This is a genomic window from Nostoc sp. (assembly GCF_036917235.1).
Taxonomy (GTDB): domain Bacteria; phylum Cyanobacteriota; class Cyanobacteriia; order Cyanobacteriales; family Nostocaceae; genus Nostoc.
Map to the genome: position 1 here is coordinate 13,148 of NZ_JBALDU010000076.1, position 24,971 is coordinate 38,118.

15 protein-coding genes and 2 pseudogenes are annotated in these 24,971 nt (G+C 40.8%); 6 read left to right on the forward strand and 11 right to left on the reverse strand.

Going from position 1 to position 24,971, the window contains the following annotated elements; genetic code table 11:
* Window positions 1-167: 167 nt before the first annotated feature.
* A complete protein-coding gene (gene cdaA / locus V7K44_RS21785) occupies window positions 168-1,091 on the forward strand; it encodes a diadenylate cyclase CdaA (protein ID WP_334934253.1) in 924 nt (307 codons plus the stop codon).
* Window positions 1,088-1,837 carry an isoprenyl transferase gene (locus V7K44_RS21790; RefSeq protein ID WP_334934254.1) on the forward strand — a complete coding sequence of 250 codons (750 nt, stop codon included), beginning with the start codon at window positions 1,088-1,090 and terminating at the stop codon, window positions 1,835-1,837. Before cdaA ends, V7K44_RS21790 begins: the two co-directional genes overlap by 4 nt.
* Window positions 1,838-1,907: 70 nt before the next feature.
* Here the strand turns inward: V7K44_RS21790 and V7K44_RS21795 are convergent, their stop codons facing one another.
* On the reverse strand, window positions 1,908-2,924 hold the full coding sequence (locus V7K44_RS21795; RefSeq protein WP_334934255.1) for a potassium channel family protein: 1,017 nt from the start codon (window positions 2,922-2,924) through the stop codon (window positions 1,908-1,910).
* Between the two features lie 770 nt (window positions 2,925-3,694).
* On the opposite strand from V7K44_RS21795, the gene V7K44_RS21800 reads away from it, so the two are divergent.
* The gene (locus V7K44_RS21800; protein WP_334934257.1) at window positions 3,695-4,975 is read left to right on the forward strand and encodes an aspartate aminotransferase family protein; all 1,281 of its coding nucleotides are present in this window, start codon (window positions 3,695-3,697) and stop codon (window positions 4,973-4,975) included.
* A gap of 239 nt (window positions 4,976-5,214) precedes the next feature.
* On the opposite strand, the gene V7K44_RS21805 is transcribed toward V7K44_RS21800, so the two are convergent.
* The 9 genes and pseudogenes from V7K44_RS21805 to V7K44_RS21845 all read right to left on the reverse strand — a co-directional run bounded on the left by V7K44_RS21805 (window position 5,215) and on the right by V7K44_RS21845 (window position 13,734).
* On the reverse strand, window positions 5,215-5,847 hold the full coding sequence (locus tag V7K44_RS21805) for a DUF4129 domain-containing protein (protein ID WP_334934259.1): 633 nt from the start codon (window positions 5,845-5,847) through the stop codon (window positions 5,215-5,217).
* Between the two features lie 131 nt (window positions 5,848-5,978).
* Window positions 5,979-6,464 carry a DUF2243 domain-containing protein gene (locus V7K44_RS21810; RefSeq protein ID WP_334934261.1) on the reverse strand — a complete coding sequence of 162 codons (486 nt, stop codon included), beginning with the start codon at window positions 6,462-6,464 and terminating at the stop codon, window positions 5,979-5,981.
* Window positions 6,465-6,651: 187 nt separating this feature from the next.
* Entirely contained in the window at window positions 6,652-7,089 is a 438-nt protein-coding gene (locus V7K44_RS21815; protein WP_289795696.1) for an RrF2 family transcriptional regulator, read from the reverse strand.
* 183 nt (window positions 7,090-7,272) lie between these two features.
* Window positions 7,273-8,622 carry a PAS domain-containing sensor histidine kinase gene (locus V7K44_RS21820; RefSeq protein ID WP_334934262.1) on the reverse strand — a complete coding sequence of 450 codons (1,350 nt, stop codon included), beginning with the start codon at window positions 8,620-8,622 and terminating at the stop codon, window positions 7,273-7,275.
* Window positions 8,623-8,838: 216 nt separating this feature from the next.
* Window positions 8,839-9,414 (reverse strand): TMEM175 family protein, encoded by a 576-nt coding sequence (locus V7K44_RS21825; RefSeq protein WP_334934263.1) that lies wholly within the window; start codon window positions 9,412-9,414, stop codon window positions 8,839-8,841.
* Window positions 9,415-9,692: 278 nt separating this feature from the next.
* Window positions 9,693-11,081, reverse strand: a complete 1,389-nt coding sequence (hisS, locus tag V7K44_RS21830; protein WP_334934265.1) for a histidine--tRNA ligase — start codon at window positions 11,079-11,081, stop codon at window positions 9,693-9,695.
* A gap of 158 nt (window positions 11,082-11,239) precedes the next feature.
* Window positions 11,240-12,658 carry an aldehyde dehydrogenase family protein gene (locus V7K44_RS21835; protein ID WP_334934267.1) on the reverse strand — a complete coding sequence of 473 codons (1,419 nt, stop codon included), beginning with the start codon at window positions 12,656-12,658 and terminating at the stop codon, window positions 11,240-11,242.
* A 53-nt stretch (window positions 12,659-12,711) separates the two neighbouring features.
* Window positions 12,712-12,834, reverse strand: a pseudogene (locus tag V7K44_RS21840) (nitrilase-related carbon-nitrogen hydrolase); the annotation flags it as partial.
* A gap of 135 nt (window positions 12,835-12,969) precedes the next feature.
* On the reverse strand, window positions 12,970-13,734 hold the full coding sequence (locus V7K44_RS21845; protein ID WP_334934308.1) for a red chlorophyll catabolite reductase: 765 nt from the start codon (window positions 13,732-13,734) through the stop codon (window positions 12,970-12,972).
* A 379-nt stretch (window positions 13,735-14,113) separates the two neighbouring features.
* Between V7K44_RS21845 and V7K44_RS21850 the strand changes: the two genes are divergently transcribed.
* Window positions 14,114-14,617, forward strand: coding sequence for a hypothetical protein (locus V7K44_RS21850; protein WP_334934269.1), 504 nt, complete (start codon window positions 14,114-14,116; stop codon window positions 14,615-14,617).
* Window positions 14,618-14,662: 45 nt separating this feature from the next.
* Window positions 14,663-16,267 (forward strand): annotated as a pseudogene (locus V7K44_RS21855) (sensor histidine kinase).
* A 36-nt stretch (window positions 16,268-16,303) separates the two neighbouring features.
* Here V7K44_RS21855 and pbpC read toward each other — a convergent pair.
* Window positions 16,304-18,625, reverse strand: a complete 2,322-nt coding sequence (gene pbpC / locus V7K44_RS21860) for a penicillin-binding protein 1C (RefSeq protein WP_334934271.1) — start codon at window positions 18,623-18,625, stop codon at window positions 16,304-16,306.
* 541 nt (window positions 18,626-19,166) lie between these two features.
* On the opposite strand from pbpC, the gene V7K44_RS21865 reads away from it, so the two are divergent.
* Window positions 19,167-24,836 (forward strand): alpha-2-macroglobulin family protein, encoded by a 5,670-nt coding sequence (locus V7K44_RS21865; RefSeq protein ID WP_334934273.1) that lies wholly within the window; start codon window positions 19,167-19,169, stop codon window positions 24,834-24,836.
* Window positions 24,837-24,971: the final 135 nt, after the last annotated feature.

Consider the following 24,971-nt stretch of genomic DNA (forward strand, 5'->3'; position numbering starts at 1 on the left):
ATAGTTTTTGAAAAGAGTATATTATTCTGTCGTGGCTTGAGTTTTGAGCTTTAGCCTCATTACAAAAAACTACGGTTTTCACAGTAGACGCGGTTTAATAACAAATGACAAATAACAAATGACAAATGACTAACCGTAATTAGAGGCAAAAGTTTAATCCAGATGTCATGAGAGATTGGTGGAAGCAATGGCTGGCAAACCTGGGGTGGTCACAGTCCTTGCTACTTGGGACTCTGGATATTGTGTTGGTGCTGGCGCTGACGTACATGATACTAGTTATTATTAGTGAGCGCCGGACACTATGGATGGTGCGGGGATTCATTATCTTAATGCTAGCCTCAGCACTAAGTGGCAGATTCGGACTACCTCTGCTAAGTTTTGTACTAGAAAAGTTGGTGATTGGTTGTGCTGTGGCAATGGCAGTTGCTCTACAGTCAGAGTTTCGGCGGTTTTTGGAGCAATTGGGGCGTGGCGAATTCCGCCAGATGTTTCAACCCGACCGTCTGGCAATCCCCAAATCTGATAGTGTAATTGATGAAATTGTTGAGGCTGTTAAAGAATTGTCAAAAAACCGCATTGGAGCTTTACTAATTGTGGAAACCACAGGGCCAATTGATGAGCGAGATTTTTCTGTGCCAGGAGTAAAGCTAAATGCGGAAGTTTCTAAAGAACTAATCCAGACAATTTTTCAGCCGAAAACTTTGTTACACGATGGAGCGACATTGATTCGTGGCTCACGGATTATATCATCGGGTATAATTTTACCACTTTCGGGACGCACAGCCTCGCGCCAGTTGGGAACACGCCACCGAGCGGCAATGGGAATTACTGAGCGGGTCGAAAATTGCATTTGTGTCGTTGTCTCTGAAGAAACGGGTTCTATTTCCTTAGCGGAACGGGGAACCCTAAATAGACCGCTGACGATTCGGAAACTGAAAGAGTCATTAGAAGCTCTTTTGTCTCCAACCGTAGATAGGGAAGCTGTTGCTCCTGGTCTGTTGAGTTTTGTTCGTCGGATAGGTGGCAAGACACTAGCACTAGCTTCACGTTTACTCAGATTACCATCGACCGCTTCTCGAGATAAAAAATGACAGCACAACAAACTAAACTGCAAGATTTACCTACTGATTTAAAACGAGAACTATTGCCGCAGCACGTTGCGGTAATTATGGATGGTAATGGTCGATGGGCTAAACGTCAGGGTCTACCCCGAATTATGGGTCATAAGCGAGGGGTAGATGCTCTCAAGGATTTACTTCGCTGTTGTCAGGATTGGGGAATTCAGGCGCTGACAGCTTATGCTTTTTCAACGGAGAACTGGAAAAGACCGCAGGAAGAAGTAGATTTTTTGATGACTCTGTTTCAAAGAGTTTTGCGCCAAGAACTGCGGGAAATGGTCGAAGAGAATGTTCAAATTAAGTTTGTGGGGAACTTGCAAGACTTGCCGCGATCGCTCCAACAAGAAATTTCCCGTTCAATGGAGGAAACTAAGAATAATCGTGGTATCCGATTTTCAGTAGCAACTAATTATGGCGGACGGCAGGAAATTTTACAAGCTTGTCAGGCGATCGCAAAGCAAGTGCAGCAAGGTATGCTCCAACCCAATGAAATTAATCAACAGGTGTTTGAGAGCCACTTGTACACAGCCGGAATTACAGACCCAGATTTATTAATTCGCACCAGTGGAGAAATGCGCCTCTCAAATTTCCTTCTCTGGCAAATGGCTTATGGGGAAATTTATATTACCGATGCTCTCTGGCCCGATTTTGACCGTGCCGAATTTCATCGTGCCTTGTGTGCCTACCAGCAACGGGAGCGGCGATTTGGGAAAGTCTAAATCTGTTTACGCAATTAGACTATACAAACAATATCTAATTAGTATAAAAAAGTAATTAAATAAAATAAAATCAAGTATTTTTCGGTCGTCGCAGTTTCTTGGAATTCATTGGGCCGAGAATTTGATTCAGGCTACGCAATTGCTCTGCTGTACCCATACCAATTAGCCGGTCCCCTGGCATTAAAATCGTATCGCCAGTGGGGCCACCGATTAAAGTTCCATCAACACGGCGAATTGCGAGAACCAGTGCCCCAGATTGCGATCGCAATCTCGCCTTTTGCAAACTTTGGCCCACAAAAGGACAGAAAGCCGGGTCGAGTAAAAATTCTTCCATATACAACTGGCGGTCTGCACCTGTCAAAATCCCATCTACAAAATCCAACACCTGGGGTCTGAGTGCCGCAGCAGCCATGCGCTTTCCACCAGTAATATAGGGGGATATGACTTCATCTGCACCGCCCCGTCGTAACTTCTGCAAAGCTTCTTCTGTACTTGCCCGTGCGATCACTCGAATCCCCGAATTCAGTGTTTTAGCTGATAATACAATGTATAAATTTTCAGCATCAGAAGGAAGGGCTGCAACGATGCAAACCGCCCGTTCAATACCAACTTTCAAAAGTGTGTCATCTAATGTAGCGTCGCCTTGGTAGGCTGTGTAACCTTCAGACTGCGCCCTTTGTACTGATTCAATCTCCGAATCAATCACTACAAAAGGTGCCTCTTCTGCCCGAAATTCCTTGGCAATTTGGCGACCAGTCCGACTAAATCCACAGATAATGTAATGTTCTGTCAGGGATTCCATTAACCGCCTCTGTTGCTGTAGCCGAATTCCTTGTTGAAAGTAGCCTTGAATAATCGCTTCTGTAAATCTGTTGACAATGTAACCGATATTGACTACACCCAACAAAATTAGGGCAATTGTAAATAATCGTCCTCGGCTACCAAGTGGGTGCGTCTCTCCATATCCCACAGTGGCTAAAGTGATGACTGTCATGTAAGCTGCATCTTCCCATGACCAGCCCTCCACTAGCCAATACCACAAAGTGCCAAAGAAGAAAACACCGCCAAGAGCGATCGCCCCAGCCATCAACTCTTTTTGGATACGTTGATATTTTTGCTCAAGTGTTGAGAATGAGGTAAAAATAGTACTTTTAACCTAATTTTTCTAGTTTTCTAGTAACTTTTTAATATTCGTCCTTTTTAGTATATTTAATCTCAGTAAGTGGGCAAGAATAAATCAAACTAGGTTACGCCATGTAAAATTAATTAATTTGTCTGTTAGTACAGCTTTGCATTCATTCGTAGCGGTTTTAAACGCAAAGAACGCTGAGGGAAACGCAGAGGTACACAGAGGGATTCGCTATAAAGTTACGAAATTATGTACTTAGCAAGGGCTGAAGTCGCTTACTACAAACCTTTAATTATTCATGCCCACTTACTTAGAAATTATCTAAATATAGGACTCATATTTGATTTTTGAACAAAACTCAGTACAGCTTTATTCCTTCTTCCCAGTCCCCATTGCCCCTAATCTCCAGTCCCTTACCTCTACGAGTGATTCAGAAATCAAATCGGATTGCTATAGCTCATAACTACTTAGCTTTTTGGACATCAATGAGAAAACCCTTATACTCTACCCAAGATTTGGACAGGCTGCGCCTATGGAAATTGCCTGTCGCTCATACTCTTGCTCAAGCGTTGAGTACAAAATTTTTTTCAGCACCGCCATGCCTTTGAGGTTATATAAGCGTTAGCCTAAGAAGAAGTACGAGTTGTGCTAAATAAAAAGTATTTTTTAGGGATTTCTAGGAAACTAGTAAATAACTATATAATGAAAAACTTTCAGGAGGAGCGTTAGTGAGCCTACAAACTCTCGTTGACCAAGCCACCATCCCCCCAGATTCAGGGTCAGCATCTAGTCCCTTTGATACAGATAGCTTTAATGAAGCTGTCATGTCTACCTACGCCCGGTTTCCCTTAGCCCTAGAACGGGGTGCTGGATGCAGGGTTTGGGATACGCAGGGGCGGGAATATCTGGACTTTGTAGCGGGAATTGCTACTTGTACTTTGGGACACGCCCACCCAGCAATGGTAGAAGCGGTAACACGCCAAATCCAAAAGCTGCACCATGTCTCTAATTTGTATTACATTCCTGAGCAAGGTGAATTGGCAAAATGGCTTGTCGATCATTCCTGTGCCGATCGCGTATTTTTCTGCAACTCTGGAGCTGAAGCTAACGAAGCTGCAATTAAACTGGCGCGGAAATACGCCCACACAGTATTAGACATTGAAAAACCAATTATTTTAACCGCCCATGCCAGTTTCCACGGAAGGACTTTGGCAACCATTACCGCCACGGCACAACCAAAGTATCAAAAGTATTTTGATCCCCTAGTTCCTGGGTTCCACTACGTAAATTACAACGATATTAGCGCTGTGGAAGTAGCGATTAGCGAGTTGGATGAAGGCGATTATCGGGTAGCAGCAATTCTGATCGAGCCATTGCAGGGAGAAGGCGGTGTGCGTCCAGGAGATGTTGCCTATTTCAAAAAGCTCCGGCAGATTTGCGATGAAACTGGCGTTTTGTTGATTTTCGACGAAGTGCAAGTTGGTATGGGGCGCAGTGGCAAATTATGGGCTTACGAACATCTCGGCGTTGAACCGGATATTTTCACCAGTGCTAAAGGCTTAGGTGGCGGTGTCCCCATCGGTGCAATGATGAGTAAGAAATTCTGCGATGTTTTTCAACCAGGGGAACACGCTAGCACCTTTGGTGGAAATCCTTTTGTGTGTGGTGTAGCACTAAGTGTTTGTCAGACATTGGAACGGGAAAATATTTTGCAGAATGTGCAAGATAGGGGCGAACAATTGCGATCGGGATTGAAGGCGATCGCCGCAAAATATCCTCAGCACATTGGCGAAGTTCGGGGTTGGGGTTTAATCAACGGTTTGGAGTTACGAGCCGACATCGAGATAACCGCAGCCGATGTCGTCAATGCTGCTATCAAGGAAGGTGTATTGCTGGTACCAGCCGGGCCAAAAGTAGTCCGGTTTGTGCCACCGTTAATTGTTACAGAGGCGGAAGTCAATACTGCCTTGCAAGCTGTGGACAAGGCGATCGCTATTCTTACCAAATAAAACAGGAGTCAGAATACAGAATTCAGAATTCAGAATTCAGAATACTCTACCCATAAAGAGATAGAGTTTTAAGGCGAGAATATTTTAATTTTTTTCGCCCACTATTCCACTCGCTTGTAACCAATATTCGTCACCCACTCGTACAGAATTCATACTGAATTCTGACTCCTGAGTTCTGAATTCTTTATATAAAATATTGTTTGTTTTATGTAGAGACGTTGCAATGCAACGTCTCTTTTTCATTCTGGGGAAATTTCTCGATAAGCTTGCCGACACTGCTCATAATTATCTGGCAAAATCTCGGCATTACCAAAACATAGTTGTTCGTGAGTGGTAATTAAAGTTTCATAGGGCTGTATGGGAGTCACAGACGATCGCAGCAATTGCAGATATTCTCCATCAGTACGGCTGAGTTTGTGGGGTGCGTAGACGCCCTGCGGCTTGTCGTTAGACATCGCATTTTTATCCAACTGCTGCAACATTGCTAAATAAACACAACGGCAAGCCTCACGGTAATTACCTTGACGGTAAAATTCTTGCGATCGCTCCAACAAAAGAGCAATGGATGACTCATTAGAGCGATTTTTTACGCGAAAATCAGTGAGATTCCCACTTCTATTTAGCCAAGAATATATATAGGGACTGAATTCTCGCCATAATCGCCAACCCACCCATGCTACAAATAATCCCAGTACCAGCCAAAACAGGAATTTCAGCAACTCACTAAGCCAAGGACTAATTGACCATCCAGTAGGCAATTCTGGTAAAGCCCGTTCAAAGCGGTAAAACTGGTATTCCCACCATTCACCCGCTTGTTGTTGGAATTGAGACAACTGCCAACTCCAGCTAGTTTTTTCAAAAGTATCTGTCATAGAGGAGAGTGGGGAGTGGGGGGACGAGGGAGCAGGGGAGGCAGGGGGAGCAGGGGAGAAGTTGGAGTAAGTTTTTCCCCTCTGCCCCTCTGCTCCTCTGCCTCTTGTGCCCCATGCCCCATGCCCAATGACTAATGACTAATGACTCTTGACATTTTTATCATTAGCCAGCCGATGAGAACAAGTAGCGCACCAAATGCCAGAAATCCTAAATCCCAAGCTAACTCATTTGGGCCTGCTTTCACATGATGAACACCGAGAATTTGGTGGTCAATTAAACCTTCAACCAAGTCGAATAACCCAGTCCCAATCAGTATCGATCCAATAAAGGTCTGTGATGACCAAGTAAGATCATCACGCCCTGCGGCACGCCATAGCAAGACAACTCCTATCACGGTGAATACCCAATTTAAGGTATGAAAGAACCCATCCCACACCATGTTCAAATCTATATTCGCCCTGTTTGTCAGAGGTCTAATGTTACTCAGCATATGATGCCACTGGAGGATTTGATGCAGCAAAATTCCATCAATAAACCCTCCAAGACCCACACCAAGAAAAATTCCAGCAGTAATTAGTGGTGCGCGTCGGTTGAAGGTTTCACTTTTCGCCTCCATTGTCAACCTCATAGATAGGCTTTTCTACCAAAATACAACTCTTTTGAGAGAAATATCTTCTATCTTGAGGCCAGTGCGATCGCTCAACTTAAATTAATCAATCTTCAAATTTAATCTGCATACCCGCTTTCACTGGGTCGAAATCTTGGGGAAAATGGGTGTTGCGATAATTATTTGGTCATCCCTCCTAAATGTAATACATTAGCTCCTTCTGTTCTCGGATCGATCTTCGTTCACAAAGGTCTTGGAGTGTATATTTTTCCAAAACAGAGTTAGCCGCCTGACGTGCTTCTTGCCAAACTTCCTGAATTAGCTCACCTTCTACCGTATTAGGAGTCGGCTCAGAAGGAGAGACAACAATATCTGACCCTTCCATGCAGCTAAAAGCATCCAACACTGTAATCTTTCCGGGATCTCGTGCCAGAACATAGCCACCTTTGGCTCCGCGTATACTCTTAATTAAACCTCCACGTCTTAATGTCGCTAGGAGTTGTTCTAAATAGCGGTTTGGGATATCTTGCAAGGCCGCTATCTCTCTAATTTGTAGGGCTTCACCGTTAGGGTAGCAGGTTGCCAACTCTAACAGGGCTAGAAGTGCGTATTCTGATTTGTTAGAGATTACCACAGGCGTAATATTTTAAGCTCATATTTAAAGATACAAAGTCTTTGAATTCGTTTCCCTAAGCTACTGCGAAGAAAAACTTTACAATCAACTTATTGTTGACCGGCTAACTCTACTTTAAAGACCTTCTAGCATACAAGCAATTACTTTTTTTTTTAAATTCAATAAATAAAAGTGATTGATTAGCTATACATGGAAATTTCTTGAAAATGGCAGAATGACTGTAAAGGTAGTTCCCGTACCGATCGCACTTTCGACTGTAATCTCGCCGCCATGTAAATCTACAGCCTGCTTGACGATGGACATTCCCAATCCCATTCCTGGGATATTGGCTGTATTACTGGCGCGATGGAAGGGTTCAAAGATGTGTTCAATGTCGGAAGCGGGAATGCCAATACCAGAGTCTTGAGTCTGAAATATAGCTTGCTCGTTGGCAGTGGTTACAGAAAACCTAACTGTACTGCCAATGGGAGAGTATTTTAGACAATTCGACAATAAATTAGTCAAGATTTGGCGCAGTAGTTTGGCGTCTAAGTTAGCTTTTGTGTATTGGCACTCACTGCTAAAAACGATCGCATGTTGTGAGCGATCGCTCTGTTGTAATTCTTCTAAGATATCGCGGCAAAATTCTACCAAATTTATGAGTGTTGGATTAAACTCTAACTTGCCTGTTTCATCCTGACTCACCACCAATACATCATCCAATAACTGGGTTATATGCATAACTGATTTTTGAATGCGACGTAGGTGGGTTTGTTGTCGCTGTTCGCTCCAGAGGTGGCGATAATGTTCTAGTAATTCCGCAGAAGAGTGGATGGTAGCCAAAGGGGTGCGAAACTCATGTGAGGTGATGGTGAGCAAGCGGGATTTAAGTTCGCTAAACTCCCTTTCTTTGGCAAGCGCTTGTCGCATCGCCTCTTCTGCCCATTGCAGCTTGGCTTGGGTTCGTTTACTTTCGCCAATATCCCGCAATAGCCAGCGCAGACTAACTAACTCACTAGATTGATTACGGATAGCAGCAACCTTAACCGCAGCCATAATAGGTTTTTTGTCACGGGGTCGCAAGTTTACTTCCCACTCTTGCATTTTCCAGTCTGGGAATTGGGTGCGATCGCGCAGATGAGTTAGTTTTAAATGAAAAGCAATTACTTCTTTCTCAAGCACAAAAATCCCTATGGATTTACCCAACAACAAACTTTTGGAAATGTTAAGCAGAGTGGTGGCGGCTGAGTTAGCTTCTTGAATTATCCCTTTTGTATCAGTCACAAAATAAGCGTCTGGTACTTCCTCAAATAATTCTTGGTAGCGTTGACTTTCTGCTACCAATGCCTGTTGAGTTTTGGATAATTCTTCATTCTGCTGCTTTAAATCTTCATTCACTAGTTGGAGTTCTTCCAAAGCTAGGTAAACTTCTTTGAATACTGCGGTAACGAGTTCAATATCTGCTTGTGCTTCTTGCTGTTCACTTTGGCGTTGCAAGAGGGCGACGCGCTTACGCATGTTCTCTATGTGCAAAGCTAAATCGTCCAAATTCACGCTCTTGCTCCTAATTTCTCAAGTGAGGTTTTGTTTTAGATTCCCTACTTAGACGATCTTAGCTTTTGGAGTTTAGCAGTTATCAGCAATTTCAGTGTAGTTTTAGGTAGTTTTAGTTGTTTGGGGTGATTAGGGACTTCCAAAAAATAAAATCACCAATAAATAGAATGATTTTTTGTGTTTAGGTATTGCACTTGTAGGTAATTCGTAATTTGTTTAGGGAGTGAGAGTCTTCTCAATCCGACGATCGGGGATTAGCCAGATGACTGCGACTAAAGCGTATAATGCACAGGCAAACCATGAGTTCACAAAGGCAAGTGGAATTGCCACAGCATAGACAACTACTGATAATTTTCCTTTGAAATCTTCACCAACTGCGATCGCTAGAGTCGAATCCTTGCCGTGGTAAGAAATCAGGGTGCGGGTAAGAATGAAGTAAGCGATCGCATTCAACAACAACACCGCACCATAAAGGGCAACTGGCATAGCAGCAAAGTGATTCTCGCCCATCCAACCAGTGACGAAGGGGATTAGCGACAACCAAAACAGCAGATGCAAATTGGCCCAAAGGATACGCCCATTAACCTGTCGGACTACTTGTAGTAGGTGATGGTGATTGTTCCAGTAGATGCCGATATAAATAAAACTCAACACATAGCTCAGAAATACCGGGATTAATGGACGTAGCGCAGCTAAATCGAACCCATGCGGTACTTTGATTTCCAGCACCATGATGGTGATGATGATGGCAATCACTCCATCGCTGAATGCTTCTAATCTCCCTTTTCCCATGTACGCATTCCCTTTTTATTTACTTGAAAGTAAGTTGTGACACTCTGTACTTTATCGTACCAAGTAGCAACCTCCACCTCAACTGTAATGCTTTAAATATCAATTGCTGCGGCTGAAAAATACAGCAGCGATAACAATGAAACCTAAAAGTGCTATAGGAACCCAGAGATTAGGGACATCCGATAAACTCATAAATGACTAGTCCTCATAATCTTTGCTTTGAGCGATGAATCGCTGACTACGAAATAGGATTTTACTTTATGTTGAATTATACCTAGCTACTTAAGTCTTCTTTTAACTTCCTCAGCCAAATTTTCTAGTAGCACTTCTACTTGCTCACCTGTTTTCAAATCTTTGAGCGATGACTTTTGCGCTGCTGCTTCTTCAGAACCAATAATTACGCAAAATTGAATTCCTTGCTTGTCTGCTAATTGAAATTGTTTACCCAAGGGACGCTTATCAAAGTTAGTTATGACATTAATTCCTGCCTGACGCAGATGTTGAGAAACTTTTAAATAAGTGGGCATTAAATCTTCTTGCATATTCACTACCATCACTTGGGCTGGTGTAGCAGCTAAGGTATTTAGAATACCAGCCTTTAACAAACGACTAATTAAACGAGTTAAGCCGATAGAAATACCGACACCAGGCATTTTTTCACCCAAAAATACCCCGACTAATTCTTCATATCTACCGCCAGAACAAATACTACCTAAAGCTTCATGTCCTAATAGAGTTGTTTCATAAACTGTGCCAGTATAGTAATCCAGACCACGGGCAATGGATAAATCAATACAGAAACGATTTTCGGCAACACCGAGATTACGTACCCCAGCAATTACCGTTTCTAATTCGGTAACTCCTAAGCTCAATTCCTCAGTTTCTGACAGATTTTGACCGAGGTGCTTAAGCTTATCTAAGACTTCATCAACCGAACCGTCTATTTTGATAAATTCAATAATTTTTTGCGCCTGTCCAGTTGAAATTCCTTCTTTTTCTAAATCTTGTTTTACTTTACTTTCGCCAATCTTTTCTAGAGTATCAACAATACCAATACATGATTTTATTTGATTTTCGGCAATACCCAATGATTTAAAGAAGCCAGTCAGAACTTTTCTGTTATTGATGCGAATCAGGAAATCACCAATCTTAATTGCTTCAAATATCTCAGTGATAATTGCAGGCATCTGAGCATCATAGAGCAAGCTGAGTTCGCGACGCGCAACTACATCAATATCACACTGGCGAAACTGACGAAAACGCCCATCTTTCGCCCGTTCTCCCCGAAAAACTACATCGGTTTGATAGCGGGCAAAGGGAAAGGTTAATTCATTCAGGTGACGGGCAATATACGCCGCTAAAGGAACTGTTTGATCGAACTTTAAAGCTCTTGCTTCCGAACCTGTTTCGCCCGATTTATCTCTCTCGGCTTGTCGATTTGGTGGCAATATAGGATTAATTCCATAAATGATATTATCGCCTTGATTTCCTTTAGCTTGTAGCACTTCTAAACGTTCTACAGCAGGTGTTTCGATGGGCGTAAATCCATAGCTTTCAAAAACTCTACGAATAATATCTAGCAAATATAATTCTAGACGCTTTTCGCTAGGAAGAAATTCTGGAAACCCGCTAGGGGTAGAAAAGTTTATTTTGTCACCTTTGGCCATGTATGTACCTTACTAAGTTGAAATTTGAGATGAGAGTTATATAATATCTGCTTTAATGATAGTCATGTTTGAACTCCTATTTCTATAAGCTTTATTAGATACTATTATTTTTCATTTTTATTTATTTTTCATGTTATCAATTCTCTATTATTCCTTCACTATTCTTGATTATCAAACCACCAAGGATCATTAGTAGCGTTAGTTTTGATCAAAATAGCTTTTTTTCGCATGAACCGTTTCAGCGCCGCCGCACCCATACGTGAACCTCCCAAACCAGAGAATTTAAAGGTGTTTTTCTCTCCTTCATGCATAATGGCAGTGAGTCCAGCATCGTTGATACTAATAGCACCTGCATCTATTTGGTGAGCAACTTCTAAGGCTTCTGTTTCCGAGGCAAATACAGCAGCACTTAATCCATAAATTGAATCATTGGCTAAAGACACCGCTTCCTCAACTGTGGAAAAAGGCATTATTGGCATAATGGGGCCAAAAGTCTCTTCGGTCATCACTTTCATGGAATGATTAACCTGGGTAAGCACTGTAGGACGACACCACCAACCCCCACCTAAATCCTCGATTACACCGCCGCTGTGAATTACTGCTCCTTTTTCCACTGCATCTAGGAGATGATCGCTAATAATGGCTGCTTGTCTTTCAGCGATGATGGGGCCAATTTCTCCACTTTCGACTGTGGGATAGGCTAGCCCAAGGCGATGTGCTTTGGCTACTAGTTGATGGTAAAACTTTTCAAATATGGAGTCTGCAACGTAAATTCGCTCAATTGAGAGGCATGACTGTCCGGTGTTGGCGACGGAAGCCCACAATATTGCTGAGGTTGCTAATTCTAAATTGGCTGATTCTAAAACGATCGCAGGATCTTTTCCTCCTAATTCCAAAAAAGCTGGAATAAACTGTTTTGCAGCCGCCTGTGCAACTTTTCTCCCTGTGGCTACACTGCCTGTAAAGCACACCAAATCTACATTTTCAATTAAAACAGATCCGGTTGCACCTGCTCCTTCCACAAAAGTTAATACCTCGTGCAATTTGGGAATGGCATTGAGTGCTGTAATCAGTGGTGCTACGAAGCGAGGAGTGATTTCACTGGGTTTGACAATGACAGCACAACCTGCCAACAATGCCGGAATGGTATCAACAGTAGACAGTGACAGCGGAAAATTCCACGGGCTAATTACCCCAACTAGGGGATAAGGAACAGATGTTTGTTGTAAAGCAATAAAGGGAATGGCTGTATTTTTTGCAGATTCTTGCAACAATTCCGGTGCTAACCGACACCAGCGATCAATGCTGGAGAGGAAAGAGTCTATTTCTAATATCGAGGCTGACAATCTTCCTGTATCATTTACCAAAGCTTCCGTGAGGCGATCGCGTCCAGATATTATCGCATCTTTCCACTGCTGTAAAGCTTCAATCCTTCCCTCTAAGCCCAATTTCTGCCAGCGAACTTGTGCCCGGCGCGTCCGCTTACATTGCTGTACCACCAACCTTGGAGGCGGCGGGATAATTACGTAGTCAAATTTGCCAGTTCGGGGATTGCGGACTTCTATTGGTTTTGTCATTTGTCATTTGTCATTTGTTATTACTTCCTAATCCCCAATTTCCATTCCCAAATTCAAATCATCCCTAGGTTGGTGAAGCACTCGCACTCAATGGTGGTTTGCTGTGTTTGCAGGAAGTGTTTGCGGTCTACTTCTCTTTCCAGCATAGTATTAGCAGGGTAAAAGTGTGATTGGCGATCGCGAGTGAAGGTTGATTGCATAACAGGTAACTTGCGATGCTAAAGCGCAGTACGATTCTAAATTAGTGGACATGGAAAATTGAGAGTCATAATAAATGACCAATGACAAATGATCAATGACAAATGACTAATTTAGAGAATGCGATCGCCACCCCAGAGCGATCGCACAAGTTTCTCTGTCAATTCCGAGCCAAACATCTGTGCGGCAAATTTATTACCTGGATCGCGTTCAGCACTGATACGGCGGAGCTCTAAATCACGAGCAGCTAAAGTTTCTTGTGCATCTTCTGGCACAGGTTCAGTGCCATCTACCCAAGTTAACCAGCGATCGAGTGTTTCGTGTGCAAGTGTGCGAGTTAGTTCCAGGGTTTCAAAAGTAGGTGCGCCTGTGTAACACAAGCTAACGGGCGATTGAAATAAGCGAATATACGCACTTTTGCTAGTAAATACCTTGAGCCGCGAATCTTGCTGTAACTTTAAGAATGTTTCATTAACTGGCTCATAGTAGCGATCTAGAGATGCCAAATCGGTTAAAAGCTCAGTCCGAGGAATGTAATCTATATAAAAGAAAATATTTGGAAGTGTGCCAAACTCGAAGGCCAAATGAGGAACCTGAATATGGGACTTCAACCAAGTAGTGAGACGCATAGTCCCAAAGTTTGATTTTTCCGGGTTTCCCAACCACGAATGCAGTAGCCAGTCAATTTCTTCCCCAGAAAAAGCGGTTAGCGAACCTTTCATGTTGCCATCAAGACTGCTGTATTGCTGTAAATTTTCTACAGAAGGGTCTGGATGTAACTGAAAACGAGCCTCTAATTTTTGGCGGAGTTCCTTTGTAATCTCCCACAACTGCTCAAATACAGCTTTATTATCTAAATCAGTTGGTTGCTGAGTCATGGTTTGAGTTTGCAGTTTTTCTATAAACTTCATATTTAGTTTGACACTTTCCGGTATGTAATTCGTTACTTGTATCGAGCAACACATTCATCTAATTCAAGACTGTGAGAAACAGACCATCAACCGAAGTGCGATCGCTCTATGTGTAGCAACATCTTTTTTCACAGCAGAGTTGCAGCAATTTATCTCACTCAATGATTCTTCATTTAGATGCTTTTGCCCTTAGCACAAGCTTCAGTGATAATACTGTAATTTTGTGTAAAGTTATTTTTTATATACTTAATTATAAAAATAAAAATAATTTTGTTGAGAATGATAGACAAATTAGAAGAAAAACAAATATTAATAAGTTAGTTGCTTGATTATAAATATACAGAATATGGCTTTTGATTTAGATAAAGCTTTTCAAATAGATATCGCTCAAATGAATTTAAAAAAAGCACATTCATTAGTATTTAGGTTACATGGTGAGCCGAAAATGCCTTTTGTCATTTGGCTGCTAGAGAATCCTAATAGCATAATGGCATTACCTGGAAAAATTAGTCTGCTCCATCATGATTATATTCACATACTTTTAGATAGAGGGATTTCTTCTCAAGATGAAGCTTTTGTCATAGGATTTACAATGGGTAATGACTTAAAGACTAATCAACTACATTTGTTCATCTATCAATTATTTGCTAAATTTATATATCCAGTTCCTTATAATTTTTCCAAGTTAGACTTTATGAGTTTTAAATTAGGATTTATTTATGGCAGAAAGATTAAAATTAAACAAATAAATGAAATTGGCTTTGAAATTTACCAAAATGAAACTATAGGATTTTTGAGAAATTTTTTCGGTATCAATACTGATGAGTCTAAACTGATGCAAGAGTATTAATTGCGACAATACCGAATTAAAACATATCTAAAAAATAGTATCAAAATGCACCTACCTTATAAACTGAGATTTGCTTCCTCTCAACTAATAACTGTAACAGTACTGCTTACTCTGCTCTTATTCATTCCTCAAGTTTGGCTCAACTTGGAAGCATATTATAACTTCAATAGCATTACTAAAAATGAATTTAAACTTCAAAGATTAAGTGATGAAATTACTTATTTTGATGAAGTACTAACTATGTCAGCCCGCATGAATGCTGCTACAGGAAACACTATTTGGGAACAACGATATCGCCAATTTGAACCTAAGCTTGATATTGCTATTCAAGAATCGATTAAACTAGCTCCTAAAGCATATAAAAATGAGGGTACTAAGAAAGTTGATGCTGCTAATCAGCGCCTAGTCGCAATGGAATATCAATCTTTTGATTTAGTTAATAAAAATCAAAAAGAGACAGCACAACAACTACTTTTTAGCCGCGAATATGAAACTCAGAAGCAAATTTATGCTGATGGGGTAATGAAAAGAAAGTCTAATATCTCGCTTCAATTACAGCAGAGGGTTGATGAATATTATCAAAGAATCCTATGGGCAATTTCGGAGTCTATTATAAGTTTAGCAATGCTGATTCCGGCATGGCTTTAAGTATTGCATTTATTACAGCAATACTTAAAAGCCAAAAAAATTGCTCAAGCCGCTTTAGAAGAAACGAATTATCGATTGGAAATGCAAGTTGCGGAGAGAACGGCAAAATTAAAACATAAAAATGTTCAGCTACAAAATACGCTGCAAGAATTGCAACACACTCAAGTACAACTTATTCAAACTGAAAAAATGTCTTCATTAGGTCAGCTAGTTGCTGGTGTTGCTCATGAAATCAATAATCCAGTTAATTTTATTTATGGTAATCTGATACATATTAGAGAATATAGTCAGCAATTACTAACTTTAATTAAACTGTATCAGCAACAATGTTCTAGTGAAAAACCAGAAATAACTACTCTAATTAATGAAATAGATTTAGAGTTTATTGTTGATGATATGCCAAAAGTCTTATCATCAATGGCAGTTGGTACTGAACGTATTCGCGAAATTGTACTAACTTTGCGTAACTTCTCACGCCTTGATGAAGCAGAAATGAAATTTGTTGATATTCATGAAGGAATTAATAGCACCCTATTAATTTTACAGTATCGTTTCAAAGAAAATCAGAAACAGCAGGAAATTGCAATTATTAAAGATTATGGAAATTTGCCTCTTGTTGAATGTTATGCAGGAGGATTAAATCAGGTCTTTATGAATATCCTCAGTAACGCTATTGATGCTTTACATCAACGGAAAGTAGAGTGTTTAAAAGGAGATATTGAAAGACAGCTTAATTCTATTATTATCCATACTCAAGTTAAAAATGAAGAGTCTGTAATTATTAGTATAAAAGATAATGGTTTAGGAATAAGTGAAGAAGATCAAACTAGATTGTTTGACCCTTTCTTTACTACTAAACCTATAGGTAAAGGTACTGGTTTAGGATTATCTATTAGTTACGAGATTATAGTGGAAAAACATCAAGGAAAAATTCAGTGTATTTCTGTACCTGGTAAGGGTACAGAGTTTATCATTGAGATTCCTATCAAGCAGACACGTTAAATAGTTCCCCATTGACAGAGAGTTATCGTTGCTATTTTAATTATTACTAATAGAAAATCCTCGACGCGTAGGTTTAACATTAGCTAACTCCACCTGAAAAGTTACCTTGTCACTTATTTCCCCGCTTTTCGCTTCCAAAGTCCACTTACCAGGACGCAAATTCCAAAATAAAGAATTAGCTGAGTTTGTATCTAACTTTTCGCCGTTTAACCACCACTCCACTGGTGCAGATTTATTTCCCGCTAGTTTAAATTCGAGTTTTTGCTTTGCTTCTTCACCAGGATAAACTAAAAATAAATCGCCATGATGCGGAGATAAAATTCTCAAATTGGTAGAAGTAAAATTTGACTGTTGTTGTTTTGCTAACCATTCATCATACTCTGGTGGCAAATTGAATTGATTGTCACGTTCGTAATTACTTTTATCTTCAGGATAGAAATATTCTTGCACCACTGAGGTACAGTTTGGGGTGGGTCGTAACCCAGAAATTGCACAAACAGGTAATTGTACTAAACCTTCTGGAGATGGAAAACCTGCTGGTTCTTGATGTTCGTGCAGATGTAACATAATTCGATTCCATAAAGGTGCTGCGCCCGTCACACCTGAAACTTGTCGCATTGGTTCGCCAGTGAAATTGCCTACCCAAGTAGCGACAGTATAATTTGTGGTGAAGCCAACAGTCCAAGTATCACGAAAATTGGAAGAAGTGCCAGTTTTAACAGCAACAGGAAAGGGTAAATTTAACACTGAGTCTACACCAAATGCTGTTGCACGAGCATAGCTGTCACTGAGTATATTGGTGATTAATTGCCATATTGTCGGATTTTGGATTTGAGATTTTGGATAGCGTAGCGTTAGCAAGTCTGCCAACGTCTTTTGAATTGGGGAATTGGAAAATGTGCTTACTAAAGGAATCGCCTCTCCTTGTCGTGCTATGGTCAGATAAGCACGGGCTAATTCCCAAAGACTGACTTCGCCACTACCTAGAGTCAAACCTAAACCATAATGTTCTGGAGTTTGATTGAGGTGTTCAAATCCCAGCTGATGCAGTCGTTCTAAAAAAGTTTCCACACCAACTTTTTCTAACACCTTTATTGCAGGTACATTTAAAGAATTTGCTAAAGCGATTCGCACCCGCACCGGGCCAAGAAATCTTTCGGTGTAATCTGTGGGGCTGTAAAGTTTCGCGCCGGGAATTGCATAATGGGCGGGTACATCTGCCAAAATGGTGTTTGGGCGAATTAAACCTTTTTCTAAAGCTAGTTCATAGACAAAAGGCTTAAGGGTAGAACCTGGTTGACGTAGCGCTTGCACTCCATCATTGCGTCCCAGTTTGGCTTCATTAAAGTAATCAGGCGAACCGACATAAGCCAAAACTTCACCAGTGTGGTTATCAATCACCAATGCGGCTGCATCATGAACATTATTAGCGGCGAGGGAAGAAATTATCTGCTGTACCTGTGCTTCGACAAACTGCTGCAAGGGGCGATTGATAGTTGTGCGAATGGGGGAATTTTGTTCTGTTTGCGTCTTATCAAACTGATTGGCTAACCAAAATAAAAAGTGTGGCGCAGCGATAATTCCCTGTTGGCGAGATTGAAACACAACTTTTTCGGTATGTGTTCGGGTGGCGTTCGCACCACTAATATACTTTTCCTGTATCATCCGATTAAGAACGTATTTTTGTCGCTGCTTAAGTCGTTCCCAATGTTCGTAAGGGTTAAAATATGTGGGATTATTGGGAATAGCAGCTAACAAACTAGCTTGAGCAAGATTCAACTCACTAGCAGGGATGGAAAAATAAGTCCGCGCAGCTGCTTCTACACCATATATATTCCCGCCCATTGGCAGGCGATTGATATATGCAGAGAGAATTTCATCTTTATTCATCCCTGCTGCTAACCGCCAAGATAGCCAAATCTCACTCAGTTTACCAGAGAAGCTACGCGGGACAGGATCTAACATCCGCGCCAACTGCATAGTAATTGTGGAAGCGCCGGAAACAATTCTTTTCGCGTGGATGGCTTCTTTGCTGGCGCGGATAACAGCTTTCATATCCAACGCCCCATGATGGTAAAAGCTACCATCTTCAGCGGCTAAAATAGCATGGGTAAACTGGGGCGAAACCTGATTTAGGGGTACTACTGATGTATGTTCTTGGTCGCGGGTGAGTAATGTTCCTAATGGTAAACCATTGCGATCGCTAAATTGCATTGCCAACTGATTTTGGGCAATATCTGCGGCCCGGATGGGCGCAAAATAAGGTAGTAAGCGTATCACGAGACAGATTAGCAGCACAGCTATGATAACTTTACTAGTGCGCTTAAGTTTGAGTAGCGATCGTAAAATTAGTTTCATCAGGGAATCCCCTGTCCAAGAATACCTACCTTAATCTTGACGCAGCGATTACATCTACATCAGTAAATATTTCAAATCCTTAATAATTAATTTTTACTAACTCAGCAGATGTAAATTAATGTTTGCGAAATTTAAATACTTCTTTATAGTTAAGAATTGTAGTCATTTTTGGAACAATAACACTAGATTAGTTATCTATGTAAATAAACATACGTTACATCCGCAGCTTGTGTAAAAAAAACTAGTTATCTTACGTCCTTTATTAGCCTTGGCATTTCCGACTCCATCAGGGAATGAAAGTTTTTATTTGCTATAGTGCGTGAATTTTTTATTTTTAATTACTAGAAAAATGATTATCAGAGTTTTACTGCGTTTCCAGCATAAAATAACCTATCGCCTTCTTAGGGTTATTGGCAGTAGCCTGCGGCAAGCCGTTCGCGTAGCATCTCGTAGAGAAGCGTCTACGTTAAAAAAAATTAGACGTTTTTCAAGGCGGAAGAGAACAATACAATTTCTTCTTCTTTTTACATTTATATTAGGGATGGCAGGGTGTAATTTTTTTGGTATAAACTCAAGTAAAGAAAAACTTCCAGCAGTTTCTTCACTCACACCACCAAAATTACCAGACTGGATTGAACAAATAAGTCCCATTGGAGATGCGAAACCACTCAATCAAATCCGCATCCGTTTTAAAGAGGCTTTAATCCCAGTTGAAAGTCTTGATAGTCCAGAACAGCAAAAAATATTACAAAAATTTGCCCTTTGGCCGCCTTTACCCGGTCAATTTCGCTTTTTGACACCACGCATGGTAGGATTTCAAGCTGAGAAAGCATTACCAATAGCGACACGATTTCAAGTCACTCTCAAAGCAGGTTTAGGTGATTTAAAAAATCATCGCCTAGACAAAGATTTACCTTGGACTTTTAATACCGAATCTATCAACCTGACTAATTTACCCGGTGTCAACCCCATTGAAAAGGCTGATATCGAGCCAATTGATTTACAACAGAAGTTACAGTTTACTTCCAATGTCGAATTGGATTTAGCTTCTGTACAAGAACATTTACAGTTAATTGCCGAAGGTAAAAATAAAGGTATAGGTTTTAAAGTCGAATTAAACAAAGAAGAAAAACCCTTAAAAAATGAAGAAGACCCTTTAGAAAAGTTTGACCCTTCAGCACGCAATTGGATTTATAATCTCATCCCACAGCAAAATCTGGAAAAAGCAACTAGTTATCGGCTAGTATTTTCTCCCGGAATCCGTCCTGCTTATGGCAATCTAGCTACAGCGAAAGAATTTGCCAGTAAATTAGCAACTTATTCGCCTTTAGCATTTCAAAAAATTAACTATTACGGACAGCCGGATTCAGGCGGAACCTATGGAAGATTTCTTAAAGGCAGTCCGCAGCTAGAATTTAATAACGTTTTATTAGCAGATTCAGCTAAAGAAAATATTACCATTAATCCAGCACCAAAAGAAATTTCCAGAATTTTGGAAGTAAATGATGAAGATAAAATTGTCGGCATTAATCCTTATGCGCTAGAACCCGCCAAGACTTATACAATTACTATCGGCGCTAATCTCAAAGATAAGTTTGGGCAGACTTTAGGTAAACCCGTCACATTTAAATATGATACTGGAGATTTAGCTGGGGATATCTGGGTACCATCAGATTTGAATATTTTCCCCACAGGTAAAGATTTGCAGCTAAATATTAGTACGGGAAATCTCCCAGAATCTAAGTACAAAGCAGCTTATCGAGTAGTTAACCCAACAGATTTAGTTTATTTTAATAATAGTAGTGATTTATTACCACAACCTTCTGATTGGCAAAGCTTTAAGGTATCGGGTAAGAAAAATCAATCAGTTGATATTGCCGTTCCTTTGCGAGAAAAAATTAGTGCTGTTACGGGGATGTTAGCTTATGGAGTCCAAGCCCGCACTAATAAATATCAAGAAAATGGTAAGGAACTGTGGCGCGAACCTACGACTTATGGCTTAGTTGAATTGACTAATTTGGGCGTATTTACTCAGTGGTTTCCTGAGTCAGGGTTAATTCGCGTCAATCATCTTACAGATGGTTCGCCAGTTAAAACAGCTGCTGTTGAAATTTATCAATCAAAATTACAAGCAAAATCTCGTCCACAACCAGTACCTTGTGCAACAGGTAAAACTGATGACAATGGAATTTTTAGAATTGTTCGTGAAGGATTACAGAAATGTTATTCTGGGAATGAAAGTTCTAGTAAATCACCACAGTTATTAGTAATTGCCCGTGAGAATCAAGATTGGGCATTTGCTAGAACTGAAGAATATAGCGGTGTTTATGGTTACGGTATTGATGCTGGTTGGCAAGATAGTAAGCCAGAATCACGCGGGATAATTTTCTCGGATAGACAGTTATATCAACCAGGCGAAAAGGCTTGGTTAACTGGTTTTACCGACTATTTACAAAATGGTGCAATTCAGCAAGATAAAAATGCTGCTTACCAATTAACTTTGGTAAATCCCGATGGGCAAAAAACTAGCTTAGGTACGCAAACCACAAATGAATTTGGCAGTTTTTCTCTGGAACTACCAATTAAAACTACTCAGCGCTTAGGCTACTATACAATCCAGGCTAAAGGTAAAAATGGACAAGAAATTTCTGGAGAATTTCGAGTAGCTGAGTTTAAGCCACCCAATTTTAAAGTCGAACTCAACTTAGATAAAGAATTTGCTCTCATTGACGATAAAGTTAATATTAATGCTACAAGCAATTATTTGTTTGGCGCACCTGTAGAAGGTGGAGAAGCAAAATATTTTATCACTCGCCAGCAAGCTGATTTTGTTCCTAAAGGTTGGGAAGGATTTACTTTTGGTAGGCAATGGTTATGGCCAGAGGAAACGCCTACTATATCTACTGATGTATTGCAAACTAATGCCCAGCTAGATGCTAATGGTAAAAGTAGTCAAACTGTGAATGTGGCTAATGATTTACCATATCCGATGACTTACCAAGTAGATGTGCAAGTTGCAGATGTTTCTAATCTGTCTGTAGCGAATTCCAAAACATTTACAGCTTTACCGAGTAATCGCCTCATCGGACTAAAAAGTAATTTTATTGCTGATGCTGGTAAGCCTTTCCCTATTGAAGTGATTGTTACTGACCCTACAGGAAAACCGATAACAGGTCAACGGGTACAGGTGGAATTACAACAGATTAAATATAGCAGCGTCACCCAGTTGGTGGAAGGTAGCCGAACACCAAAAAATCAAATTGAATATAAAACTGTGGGGCAAGCAGAAATTACATCTGCTAGCAATCCGCAATCAGTAAGTTTAACAGCACCGGAATCCGCCTCATATCGGATTAGAGTTAATTTTAGCGATGCAAAAAGCGAATCAAGTGCCACAGATTTGCAAATTTGGGCAACTGGAGAAAATCCGGTATTTTGGGGTTCTAGAGAAGAAGATGTCTTAGAAGTTAAACTAGATAAAAAAGAGTTCAAAGCAGGTGAAACCGCTACTGCACTAATTCAATCTCCCTATCCAGATGCAGAATTGTACTTTGCTGTGATTAAAGATAAACCTCTTTATCAGCAGATAATCAAAGTTCAGGGAGGCGCGCCACAAATTCAGTTTCAAGTTACACCAGAAATGCTGCCAAATGCAGCCATTGAAGCTGTCTTAGTAAGACAAGGTAAACCCATCAATCAAGTGGAAGCGGGAAGTTTAGATAACTTAGTGAAGATTGGTTTTACGCCTTTTAAAGTTAATTTAGAAGATAAGTATTTAAAACTGCAAGTTAAACCAGTGCAAGCATCATTAGAACCTGGTGCAGAAGAAACGGTAGAACTCGAATTGAAGGACAATCAAGGAAACCCCACCAAAGGACAGTTTACAGTCATGGTGGTAAATGAAGCGGTGTTACAACTTTCTGGTTATCGTCCGCCAGATTTGGTAGACACAGTTTATGCAGAACAGCCAATTTCTACGCGCTTTAGCGATAATCGACCGGATGTCATATTACAAGCACAAGATGTAGCTAAACCGAAAGGTTGGGGTTATGGCGGTGGTTTCTCCACTGGTGCAGCCAATACTCGCACTCGCACCGATTTTCAAGCCTTAGCTTACTACAACGGTTCTGTCGTCACCGATGCAAATGGTAATGCACAGATAACCTTTAAACTCCCGGATGACTTAACTACATGGCGGGTGATGGCTGTGGCCACTGATGGAAATCTGCGTTTCGGGAATGGGGAGGCGACGTTTATCAGCACCAAGCCACTGCTAACTAATGCCATCTTGCCACAGTTTGCCCGTCCAGGCGATCGCATTCTCGCTGGTTTATCTGTAACTAACAACACTGGGAATACAGGAAATCTCTCAATTAATGGCGAACTTAGCGGTACGGTGAAGTTTGCTGACAAAAACCCCACAGCTACTTCTTTGCAAACCAAAGCTGAATCCGCAACTCACGCTTATCGTTTTCCAATGGTGGCGGATAGTGTGGGAACTGGTAAAGTTCGCTTTACGACTCAGCTAAATGGTACAGCCGCAGATGCTTTTGAAGTACCTTTGGAAATTAAGCCAATTGAAATTACAGAACAAGTCGTTGAATCTGGTGTCACTGACAAACAGGTGAAGATTCCCCTGAATGTTGATAAAAATACCTTCCCTGATGCGGGGGGTTTAAATATTCAGTTGGCGAGTACTTTGATTCCAGAAATTAAAGCACCAGCAAAACAAGTTTTAGAAGATAATGATTTACCATTTACAGAACCGGCGGCGAGTCAGTTAATAATTGCGGCAAATTTGCAAACTATTGCCCAAAAATATGGTCAGACCTTTGCAGAATTTAATCCTAGCCAACAAGCGAGTCAAGCAATTGAAAAATTACAAAAACTCCAAATAGCCGATGGTGGTTTTGCTGCTTTCCCTGGACAAGAAAAATCCGACCCTTGGATTTCTTCCTATACGGGTGAATCTTTGGCTAAAGCTAGTCAGGTGTTCCCTAATTTAGTCGATTCTGCAATGGTATCTCGCCTGAAAGCTTATTTACCAAAAGTTCTAGCAAACCCCGGAGAATACGACTTTTGTAAACAACTACTCTGTAAAAGGCAACTGCAACTTAATGCTTTAATCTCCTTAGCAGAATTGGGAGATAAACGCAATACTTTCCTCGCAGATATTTACGAACAGCGCAATAACTTTGATGTAGCAACTCAAATTAAACTAGCGCGATACTTATCTCAATTCCCAGAATGGCAAGATGAATCTCAGCAATTAGTGAATAAGCTGCAACAGAATATTTATGAAACTGGTCGCACAGCAGTTGTGAGTTTACCAACTAGTTGGGGATGGATGAGTTCATCTACCACGACGCAAGCGCAAGCTTTACGATTATTTATTGCCAAACAAAGTAAACCCGAAGTTATAGATAAGTTATTCCAAAGTCTTTTGGCATTGCGACGAGATGGTACATGGCAAACTAACTATAATAATGCCCAAGCTTTAACAGCTTTGGTAGATTATAGTCAACTGCAAGCCACACCACCTAATTTTGTTGCCACAGTGGAATTAGCTGGTAATAAGTTAGGAGAAAATCAGTTTAATGGCTACCAAAATCCCAGCTTACAGCTAAATGTGCCGATGAATAAATTACCTCGTGAGCGTAATGATTTAACCCTGCAAAAATCAGGTAATGGCACTTTGCACTATCTGGTTGCTTACAATTATCGCTTGCAAGGAAATCAAGCAGGCAGATTTAACGGACTACGCATAACACGAGAAATTAGTCAAGTAAATAAAGAGAAAGTTTTGCAAAAAACAGGTCTTTATGCTTTTGATAAACCCTTGACTTTAGCCTCTGGACAGGTGTTTGATATTGGTTTAGAAATCATCGCCGATCGTTCTGTGGATCATCTGGTGATAAAAGATCCTTTACCATCAGGTTTTGAGGCGGTGGATGCAAGTTTTCAAACTGCTACCGCTGCATTACAAGCAAAAGCCGATAGCTGGGAACTTGGGTTTAAGAATGTGTACCGCGATCGCATTATCGCCTATGCCGACCACCTGGAACCAGGAGTTTATAGCCTCCATTACTTAGTCCGTTCTGTTACTCCTGGTACATTTTCTTGGCCTGGTGCAGAAGTTCACTTGCAATATGCGCCAGAAGAATTTGGGCGTACTGCTGAGTCTACATTGGTGATTGAGGATAAGTCGTGACAACTGGGTTCTATAACCAATGCGATCGCCTTTTCACCTCAGCCAACAAATAATAACAACCAAAATCTATATATGTACTAATATGCAAAGGGAGCTATTTCTCCTTTATTAAGCAGAATTATTGCCAAATTTCAC